Annotated in this window: 5 protein-coding genes; 1 reads left to right on the forward strand and 4 read right to left on the reverse strand. The window is 66.1% G+C overall.

Translation table 11 applies throughout. The features are described 5' to 3' along the window. Positions 1-186: 186 nt before the first annotated feature. The 3 genes from Q8K05_RS16980 to Q8K05_RS16990 are packed head-to-tail and all read right to left on the reverse strand — an operon-like array spanning position 187 to position 3,054. The gene (locus Q8K05_RS16980) at positions 187-1,152 is read right to left on the reverse strand and encodes an AEC family transporter (protein WP_305247791.1); all 966 of its coding nucleotides are present in this window, start codon (positions 1,150-1,152) and stop codon (positions 187-189) included. Between the two features lie 20 nt (positions 1,153-1,172). After that, complete coding sequence (locus Q8K05_RS16985) at positions 1,173-2,048, reverse strand: NAD(P)-dependent oxidoreductase (RefSeq protein WP_305247792.1); 876 nt, start codon at positions 2,046-2,048, stop codon at positions 1,173-1,175. 25 nt (positions 2,049-2,073) lie between these two features. Next, positions 2,074-3,054, reverse strand: coding sequence for a tripartite tricarboxylate transporter substrate binding protein (locus Q8K05_RS16990; protein ID WP_305247793.1), 981 nt, complete (start codon positions 3,052-3,054; stop codon positions 2,074-2,076). Between the two features lie 388 nt (positions 3,055-3,442). On the opposite strand from Q8K05_RS16990, the gene Q8K05_RS16995 reads away from it, so the two are divergent. Further along, positions 3,443-4,120, forward strand: a complete 678-nt coding sequence (locus tag Q8K05_RS16995) for a hypothetical protein (RefSeq protein ID WP_305247794.1) — start codon at positions 3,443-3,445, stop codon at positions 4,118-4,120. A gap of 286 nt (positions 4,121-4,406) precedes the next feature. Here Q8K05_RS16995 and Q8K05_RS17000 read toward each other — a convergent pair. Next, positions 4,407-8,664, reverse strand: a 4,258-nt coding sequence (locus tag Q8K05_RS17000) for an excinuclease ABC subunit A (RefSeq protein WP_305247795.1), incomplete at its 5' end; no start/stop codon positions are given.

The following is an 8,664-nucleotide window of genomic DNA, read 5'->3' on the forward strand; positions in this document are numbered from 1 at the left end:
TCTGGTGCAGCGCAGGTTGCCCGAAGCGCAGCGTAGGGACCCAGACTGCGGGTCGCCTTTCTTTGCTTACTTTCTTTGGCGAAGCAAAGAAAGTGAGTCGCATGCCGGGCGACTCCCGGCCAGCCCAAGCCCGCAAAGCCAGCACGCTACCAAACAAGTAACCGCCACCCCAAAAAAAACAAAAAATCAACGCCCCCACCCCGGCAGCTGCTGAAAAACCCACAACAGCACGCTGATCGACACAAACGACGCCACCGTCGCCCCCAGCAAGGCCGCAGCAGCCAGCCCCTCACGCCCGTGCTTTTGCGCCAGGATGGGGTAAATGCCCAGCATGGGGCAGGCCGCCGTCAGCACCAGGCCCATGCGCAGCTGCGGCTCCAGCGGCATCAGGCCGGCGGCCTCAAACAGCCACAGCACGGCCACCACGGCCAGCGGGTGCAGCAGCAGCTTGCCCGCCGCAATCTGCGCCACCTGGCGCCGCATGCCCTGAATCTGCAACCCCACCAGCGCGCCGCCAATCACGAACAGCGACAGCGCACCGCTGGCCTGCGAAAACAGCGTGACCGTGCGCGCGACCGGCGACGGCAGTTGCCAGCCCATCAGCGAGACCAGCAAGCCGGCCAGCAGCCCCAGCACCATGGGGTTGCGCAGCAGATTGCCCAGCGACTGGCGCAGCGCCCGGTGCCAGGCGCCGCCGTGCCCGTCGCCGCGTTCGGCCAGCGCCAGCAGCAGCGGGATCAGGAGCAAGTTCTCGACCATCATGTTCAGGCCCAGCAGCACGCCCGCCACCGGGCCCAGGGTGAGCAGCGCAATCGGATAGCCGACAAAACCACTGTTGGGGCAGGACATGCCCATGGCGTAGTAGGCGCTGCTGGTGCCGTCCTGGCCGGCCACGCGGCGCGCCCACAGCCAGCCCAGCCCCAGCGCCAGCAGCGAGCCCACGGCATAGACCAGCAGGTAGCGGCCATTCAGAATCTCGCCAAGGGGGCGCTGGGCCAATGCGTTGAACAGCAGCGCGGGCAGCGCCAGGTTGATCACGAACTGGCCCAGCACCCGCATGTCGGACTTGCTGAACAGGCCCAGTCGCGTCGTGGCGAACCCCAGCGCAATGGTGATGTAGATCGGGCCGGTAATCGCCAGAATGTCGAGCATCTGGCGCGGTCAGGACGTCATCATGGCTTGCGCGCGGCCAGCAGGCGGTCCGCAAAGTCCTGCCAGCGCGCGCCCTTGCCCACGCCCGCAAACACGCCGGCCCTGGCCTGGTCGGCCACCCACTGGTGCTTGGCTGAGATGGCGGCGGCCATCAGAGGTTCGAAGCCGGCCTCGCGCACGGTATTGGCCGACTCGCGCATTTCCTCGGCCCGGCGCTGGCCGTGCTGCACCACGCGGCTGAAGAAATACGCGCCCTGCGCGCTCCAGTCAATGCTGGGAAAGGTCTCCTGCAGCGTGGGCAGCACCTGGTCTTCCACACCGTAGGCGCGGGCCATGGTGTAGCTCTCGATCACCAGCGCCTCCAGCCCCTTGATCATCACACTGCGGCACATCTTGATGGCGCTGGCCACGCCCAGCCGCTCGCTCACGGCCCTGGCGTCCATGCCCCAGCCGGTCAGCAGCAGCGCCAGTTCGGCCGCTTTGGCACCGCCCAGCAACATGGGCACCCTGATGCCGTAAGGCGGCACCGATGTCATGACGCCCGCTTCCACATAATGCGCGCCGGCCGCTTCAATCAGCGCTGCGCACTGCTGCTTGGTGCCGGGCGAGGCGGAATTGAGGTCCAGGAAAAGCGCGCCAGGCCGGATGTACTGCGCCGCTTCCTGCGCCACAGCCAGCGTGTTGGACGCGGTCACGGCCGAAATGACGAGATCGCTCGCCTCGCACAGCGCGCGCGCAGAGGGCTGCGCCACTACACCCGCCGCCTGCGTGGCCGGGCTGGCCAGCGTCAGGTCCCAGGCGGCCACGGCGGCAACGCCGGGTTTGCCCTTCAGGCCGGCGCTGAAAATCTTGCCGACTTCGCCATAGCCGATCAGGCCGATACATTCGATGTTCATGAGGTGATCCGGTAAAAAGCAAGGACTACTGGCGCGGAATTTTGGCACGCACGATCACGTCGTTCCAGCGTTTGATATCGTTGTTCAACAATGCCGCCGCCTGCTCGGGCGAGCCGGGGTGCGGGTCAAGATTCAGGTCTTCCAGCCGTTTCTTGACGCCCGGATCGTTCAGCGCCGCCGTGATTTCCTTGCTCAGGCGCGCCACCACGTCTTTCGGCGTGTGGGCGGGCACGGCCAGGCCGTTCCACGAGGCCACCGCAAAGCCGGGCACACCCGCCTCTTTGGCCGTGGGCACCTCGGGTAGCATGCGCGAGCGCTGGGCGCCGGTGATGGCCAGCGGGTGCAGCGCCTTGGCTTTGATCTGCGACAGCAGCGGGCTCAGGATGTCCAGCCCCACATCAATCTGGCCGCCGCGCAGCGCGTTGATGACGGCCGGCGTGCCATTGAAGGGCACGATCTGTGCGTCCAGCCCGGTAGCCGACTTGAACAGTTCCGCCGCCAGGTGCTGCGTGGTGCCGATATTGGGCGTGCCCAGGTTGAGCTTGCCCGGGTTGGCCTTGCCCCACGCCACCAGTTCGGCCAGCGTCTTGAAGCGCCCGCCCTCGGCCACCACGATCACCAGGTCAAACGACGCCAGCGGCGCCACCGGGATGAAGTCCTTCACGGTGTCGAACGGCAGCGACTTGAACAGCGACGCGCTGACTGCCGTGCCGCTGGAAATCAGCAGCAGCGTATGGCCGTCGGGCGCAGCCTTGGCCACCATGTCGCCCGCCGACACGCCGCCCGCACCGGGCTTGTTGTCGATCACCACCGGCTGGCCCAGCGCCTCGCCGATCTTCTGGCCCACCGCCCGGGCCGTCAGGTCGGCCGCGCCGCCCGGCGCATTGGGCACCACGATGCGCACGGGCCTGGAAGGAAAGGCCGTCTGGGCGCTGGCTGCGAGCGCCAGGCTTAAGGCGGCGCCCAACAGCAAGCTGTGGGCAACTAAATGGCGACGGGACAACATGGGCAGATCCTTCACGGGAGACACGCAAGACGGCCACACCCCATGCAGCCGCCGCGAATACCCTCGATTGTGCGCAATCCGCCCGCCGCCCGGCAGGCCTTGCCCGGTCTAGCTGCTAGATGGGAAATGGATAGCGGCCGGCTGCCAATTAGAGCTTCCCCTGGGCGGCTAACCGACAGCACGCCGGTCCCACCGGAACAAGCGCTGAAACCGGTCGACCGAAGGCCATTTGCAACTTTCTACACCCGGCCGGCAGCACCGCCGCGAAACGCCGACCTGATGTAGGAGGCAGCCTCAAGCGGCATTCTCGGTAGGCACGACCCCCTAGAATAAAAATTCAAGGCTGCAATTCGCAGCTTCATCCATTCAACAGAACGGAATCATTGACATGTTGCTTAAAAAAACCATCATCGCCTTGGGCGTTTCCAGCGTTATGTTGCTGGGCGGCGCGCAAGCCTGGGCGCAGACGGCCACCAACACGGCGGGCGACAAGCTGGCGGCCACCTACAGTTCCTTGGCAGGTTCACCAGCCAATGCCCAGTCGCTGGTCAGCGGGCTTCGCACAAGTTCCGACATCACGCTGAGTGCCAGCCCGACCAACCCGAACGCACCCTCTGCGACCGTTTCACCTGCGACCGGCAAGATGGGTTACGGAAACATCAATATAGCGCTCGCGCTTTCCCAAACCGCACTTGCCCAACAAGGCATCACCAACCCCACGCCCTCGCAACTTGCAAGCGCCCTGAGCGGCGTACTGGGGCAAAGAGCCGAGGGGATGGGTTGGGGACAAATCGCTCAAAGTATGGGTGTCAAGCTGGGTAGCATCGTGAGCGCATCCAAAACCGATCAGAGCGGCAAGAAGGCCGATCGAACGGCAAGGGCTGAAAGCGTTGCAAAAGCAGATCGCACCAGCAAAGCACAAAATTCTGACAAGGCAGCAAGCGGTAGCGGGAAAAGCGACAACGCCGGAAATGCCGGAAACGGCGGTGGCGGCAACGGCAACGGCGGCGGCAACGGCGGCGGCGGCGGCGGTGGCGGTGGCGGTGGTGGCGGTGGAAGCAAATAACGCTGCTTGTTTAAGCCTTAAGCTCGTCGTATAACGCGCACAGGCTCACAAACCGGCCACCAGGGTTCCAACGAATCATGGTGAATGCGCAAAGTTGCATCTGGCGGGTCAATGCCGCCACGTTAAGCCAAGGCCCCTCGGGGCCTTGGCTGTTTGCGGTACAGGGGCAACTCCAAAGACGCAAGCCTGCTGGCCCGATGCCAGCAAATCATTTTTCAAGCATTTCAGACCTCAAGCCCAATGAATACGGTCGCAAGCAGCTATTTATTCAGTAGCAAAACTCCATCTAAACCCGGGCCAGCACACGTTTGAGCGCATTCCCGGTGTGCGTTCCCAGCCTCACCACCGCCTCGGGCGGCGCGGAAGCCACCACCTGCCCGCCGGCGTTGCCGCCGTCCGGCCCCAGGTCGATCACCCAGTCGGCCTCGGCGATCACATCGAGGTCGTGCTCGATCACGATCACGCTGTGCCCGCCGCTGACCAGCCGGTGCAGCACCTGGATCAGCTTTTCCACGTCGGCCATGTGCAGCCCCACCGTGGGCTCGTCGAGCACATACAGCGTGTGCGGCGCTTTCTGGCCGCGCCTTGTAATGTCGTCGCGCACCTTGCTGAGCTCGGTCACCAGCTTGATGCGCTGCGCTTCGCCGCCCGACAGCGTGGGCGACGGCTGGCCCAGCGTGAGGTAGCCCAGGCCCACATCCTTGAGCAACTGCAGCGGGTGGCCGATGGCGGGCATGGACGCGAAAAAGTCCACCGCCTCGTCAACCTCCATGCGCAGCACATCGCCAATGCTTTTGCCGCGCCAGGTCACGGCCAGCGTTTCGGGGTTGAAGCGCGCGCCGCGGCAGGTTTCACACAGCACTTTCACGTCGGGCAGAAAGCTCATGGCGATGGTGCGCACGCCCGCGCCTTCGCAGGTCGGGCAGCGGCCTTCGCCGGTATTGAAAGAAAACCGCCCTGCCGCATAGCCGCGCGCCCGGGCTTCGAGCGTGTCGGCAAACAGCTTGCGCACCGTGTCCCAGAAACCGATGTAGGTGGCGGGGCAGGAGCGCGGGGTTTTGCCGATCGGCGTCTGATCGACTTCGAGCACGCGGTCAACGACGCGGTAGCCTTCGATGCGTTCGCAGCCGGTCCAGGCCGGGTGATTTCCGGCCTCGTCAGCCTCGCGCCCGGCTTTGGTGGACCGCAGCATCACGCCCGCGTGGACGTTGCTCAGCAGCACGTCGCGGGCCAGCGTCGATTTGCCGGAGCCCGACACGCCGGTGACCGCGACCAGGCGGTGCAGCGGCACTTGGGCCGAAACGTTTTTGAGGTTGTGCAGGGTTGCCCCCACCACGCTGAGCCACGCGGTATACGGGCTGGCGGCGGCCGGTGCGGCGTTGTGCAGGGCGCTGGATTCGGCCGCAGCGGCTTTCAGGGCCTGGGCTTTCAGCGCGGCTTGTTTTGCCTTGCTCAGCGGTTTGGCGGCAATCGGGGAGCCCCCACCCCCGCCCTCCCCCAGAGGGGGAGGGAGTGAAGAAAGGGAGAAGTCCGTTTGACCCCCTCCCCCTCTGGGGGAGGGTTGGGGTGGGAGCAGCTTCGTCACACGGCGCGCATGCAAAGGATGAATCAGCGGGTGCGCCAGGTAGCGGCCCGTCAGCGATTCCGGCACGGCGGCCAGCTGCGCGGCCGTGCCCTGCGCCACCAGTTGGCCGCCGCGCTTGCCGGCGCCGGGGCCAATGTCGATGATGTTGTCGGCGCGGCGAATCGTGTCTTCGTCGTGCTCCACCACCACCAGCGTGTTGCCCCGGTCGCTGAGCTTGCCCAGCGCGCTCAGCAAGATCTGGTTGTCGCGCGGGTGCAGGCCAATCGTCGGCTCGTCGAGCACGTAGCAGACGCCCTGCAGGTTCGAGCCCAGCTGCGCCGCCAGCCGGATGCGCTGCGCCTCGCCGCCCGACAGCGTGGGCGCGCCCCGGTCCAGCGTGAGGTAGCCCAGGCCCACGTCCTGCAGGAATTCAAGCCGGCTTTTGATCTCGGGAATCAGGTCGCGGGCAATGCCGGCTTCGCGCCCGGCCAGCGCCAGCGTTTCGACCCAGCCGCGCACGTCCGTCACCGACAAGGCGGCAATGTCGGCAATGCCGACGCCGGCGAACTTCACGGCCCGGGCCTGGCGGTTCAGGCGCGCGCCCTGGCAGCTCGGGCAGACCGCGTTGGCCACGTCTTCGACTTCGGGTTCGGCAAAGCTCTGTTCGCGGCCCTTCTGGTCGTCGTCCATCACCGAATCGTCAAACACCTTGCGCTGCTCCTTGGTCAGCGCCACGCCGGTGCCCACGCAGTCGGGGCACCAGCCGTGCTTGCTGTTGTAGCTGAACAGGCGCGGGTCCAGTTCGGCATACGAGGTGGCGCAGACCGGGCAGGCGCGCTTGGTCGAAAACACCGCCAGCTGGCCGATGGCCTGGGTGCTGCTGCCCGCCGACATGGCCGCCTGCAGGCCGTCGAGCGGCGCCAGCACATGCACCACGCCCTTGCCGTGCTGCAATGCCGTCGCCAGCGCGGCGCGCAGGGCAGCTTCGTTGTCGGGGCTAACCCGCAGGTCGGCCACCGGCAACTCCACCGTGTGTTCCTTGAAGCGGTCAATGCGCGGAAAACCGGTGGTCGGCAAAAACTCGCCGTCCACGCGCAAATGCGGGTAGCCGCGCGGCCGCGCCCAGTCGGCCAGCTCGGTGTAGACGCCCTTGCGGTTGATCACCAATGGCGCCAGCAAGCCAATGTGCTGGCCGCGGTAGGTCTTGAGCAACTGCGCGGCAATGCTCTCGGGGCTTTGCGGCATCACCGCAGCAAAGTCTTTGGTGCAATGCTGAATGCCCAGCTTGACGTAGAGCAGCCGCAGAAAATGCCAGACCTCGGTGGTGGTGCCCACGGTGGACTTGCGCCCGCCGCGCGACAGCCGCTGCTCGATCGCCACCGTGGGCGGAATGCCGTAGACCGCATCCACCTCGGGCCGGCCGGCCGGCTGCACGATGCTGCGCGCATAGGCGTTGAGCGACTCCAGGTAGCGCCGCTGGCCTTCGTTGAACAAAATGTCAAAGGCCAGCGTCGATTTGCCCGAGCCCGACACGCCGGTGACCACGTTGAACTTGCCGCGTGGAATCTCGACCGACAGGCTTTTGAGGTTGTTTTCCTTGGCGTTGACGATCTGGATCATGTTGGAAAAAGCCGGCCGGGTTTTCCAGGCCTTGGGCCGGGCTTCTTCAACCTGGCTGACCTGGCCCATGGCCTGCTCGTACTCGCGCAGCGCCAGCGCCGTGTGCGACGTGGGGTGCTGGCGCAGCAGCTCGGGCGGCCCCTCGGCCACCAGCAGGCCGCCCGCTTCGCCGCCTTCGGGCCCGAGGTCAATCAGCCAGTCGGCCGAGCGGATCACGTCGAGGTTGTGCTCGATGATGATCAGCGAATGCCCGGCTTCCAGCAGCCGGCGCAGCGCCCCCATGAGCTTGGCGATGTCGTCAAAGTGCAGGCCGGTGGTCGGCTCGTCAAACAAAAACAGCGTGCCCCGGTCCGGGCGTTTCAGCGGCAGCGGCTGTTTGCTGGCGCTCTTGGGCTTGCCGGCCGTCTTGCTGGCTTCGGCCAGAAAGCCGGCCAGCTTGAGGCGCTGGGCCTCGCCGCCCGACAGCGTCGGCACGGGCTGGCCCAGCTTCACGTATTCCAGGCCCACATCCACAATCGGTTGCAGCGCACGCACCACTTCGCGGTCTTGCGCAAACAGCACAATCGCCTCGCTCACGGTGAGTTCCAGCACGTCGGCGACATTGAGCAGCCTTGGCTTGAGCTGGCCCATGGCCTGGCGCTCAATCGTGATTTCCAGAATCTCGGGCCGGTAGCGCTTGCCGTCGCAGTCGGGGCAGCGCAGGTACACGTCGCTCAGGAACTGCATCTCGACATGCTCAAAGCCGGAGCCGCCGCAGGTCGGGCAGCGCCCGTCGCCGTGGTTGAAGCTGAACTTGGACGCGGTGTAGCCGCGCTGCTGGGCCAGCGGCGCCAGCGCAAACAGCTCGCGCACGGCGTCCCACGCGCCGACGTAGCTGGCCGGATTGGAGCGCGCGGTTTTGCCAATCGGCGACTGGTCGACAAACACCACGTCGGTCAGGTGCTCGGCGCCCAGCAGCCGGTCGTGCAGGCCGGGGGTTTCGGTGGCCTTGCCAAACTGGCGAAGCAGCGCGGGCGCCAGGATGTCCTGCATCAGCGTGGACTTGCCGGAGCCGCTGACGCCGGTCACGCAGACCAGGCGCTGCAGCGGAAACTCGACTGTGAGGTTTTGCAGGTTGTGGTCGCGCGCGCCTTCCAGAATCAGGCGCGGCGTGTTGTCCGTCACTGCGCGCTTGAAGCCCATGCCGACCTGCTTGCGCGCGCCCAGGTAGGCGCCCGTCAGCGTGTCGGCATGCTTGAGGTCTTCGGGCGTGCCGTCAAACACGATCTGCCCGCCTTTTTCGCCCGGGCCGGGGCCCATGTCGATCATGCGATCGGCCGCCAGCATCACGGCCGGGTCGTGTTCCACGACGACCAGCGTG

The sequence above is a fragment of the Polaromonas sp. genome (assembly GCF_030682935.1).
Taxonomy (GTDB): domain Bacteria; phylum Pseudomonadota; class Gammaproteobacteria; order Burkholderiales; family Burkholderiaceae_C; genus Polaromonas.

What these genes read in the sequence shown, in the direction of transcription:
- Q8K05_RS16980 (WP_305247791.1), bottom strand. Translation starts at nt 1,152, where the DNA reads ATGCTCGACATTCTGGCGATTACCGGCCCGATCTACATCACCATTGCG.
- Q8K05_RS16985 (WP_305247792.1), bottom strand. Translation starts at nt 2,048, where the DNA reads ATGAACATCGAATGTATCGGCCTGATCGGCTATGGCGAAGTCGGCAAG.
- Q8K05_RS16990 (WP_305247793.1), bottom strand. Translation starts at nt 3,054, where the DNA reads ATGTTGTCCCGTCGCCATTTAGTTGCCCACAGCTTGCTGTTGGGCGCC.
- Q8K05_RS16995 (WP_305247794.1), top strand. Translation starts at nt 3,443, where the DNA reads ATGTTGCTTAAAAAAACCATCATCGCCTTGGGCGTTTCCAGCGTTATG.